The organism is Streptomyces sp. NRRL F-5755 (genome assembly GCF_001279365.1).
Lineage (GTDB): Bacteria > Actinomycetota > Actinomycetes > Streptomycetales > Streptomycetaceae > Streptomyces > Streptomyces rimosus.
Map to the genome: position 1 here is coordinate 1 of NZ_LGCW01000219.1, position 296 is coordinate 296.

Here is a 296-nt window from a genome sequence, read left to right on the forward strand (position 1 = left end):
CCCACAGGGTCCCCCCTGCAGTACCATCGGCGCTGAAAGGCTTAGCTTCCGGGTTCGAAATGTAACCGGGCGTTTCCCTAACGCTATGACCACCGAAACCCTATCGGGTTCTAGCGAACAAGCACACTCTTCAATTAAGTAAATGAATCAGTGGAACTTGGTTCACCGACGCTGCGACTGTTCGCAACCCGGGAACCACACAGTGGACGCGAGCAACTGAGGACAAGCCCTCGGCCTATTAGTACCAGTCAACTCCAACCGTTACCGGTCTTCCATATCTGGCCTATCAACCCAGT

Annotated in this window: 2 rRNA genes; both read right to left on the reverse strand. The window is 54.1% G+C overall.

Features of this window, described 5'->3' with window-relative positions:
* Positions 1-97: ribosomal RNA gene (gene rrf / locus ADK86_RS18255) — 5S ribosomal RNA — on the reverse strand; the annotation flags it as partial.
* Between the two features lie 121 nt (positions 98-218).
* Positions 219-296, reverse strand: a 23S ribosomal RNA gene (locus ADK86_RS18260); the annotation flags it as partial.